Origin of the sequence: Alkalimonas cellulosilytica (genome assembly GCF_036325985.1) — a bacterium.
GTDB classification, from domain to species: Bacteria; Pseudomonadota; Gammaproteobacteria; order Enterobacterales; family Alteromonadaceae; genus Alkalimonas; species Alkalimonas cellulosilytica.
The window spans coordinates 1-380 of record NZ_JAUHLI010000063.1 but is presented as its reverse complement, the minus strand read 5'-3'; the positions used below and the strand labels follow the sequence as shown (position 1 = coordinate 380).

Here is a 380-nt window from a genome sequence, read left to right as displayed (position 1 = left end):
AGAAGCGCAGCCTGAGCGACGCTGTCAGCGTTACCATCAGGATAAGGCTCTGAAGCCTGAGATCCTGCGTGTATGGCAGGATAATCGGCAATGTTATGGCATCAGGAAAGTCTGGAAACAACTGAAGCGTGAAGACTTCACGGTGGCTCGCTGCACGGTTGCCAGACTGATGAGTACGCTTGGGATCCAGGGCGTGCGACGTGGCCGCCGTTGTATCACAACGATCCCTGATGATAGCGCAGCTAAGCCATTGGATCTGGTGAAACGGGAGTTCAGTGCCAGCCGGCCAAACCAACTGTGGGTTGCTGATATCACGTATGTTGCTACGTGGTCAGGCTTCGTTTACGTCGCCTTCGTTATCGATGTGTTCTCCCGAAAAG

General features: G+C 53.9%; 1 protein-coding gene. It reads left to right on the top strand.

Annotation, left to right across the window (positions count from 1 at the left end; genetic code table 11):
- Nucleotides 1-380 (top strand): IS3 family transposase (locus QWY20_RS18555; RefSeq protein ID WP_330130459.1); only part of this gene is annotated, 380 nt, incomplete at both ends.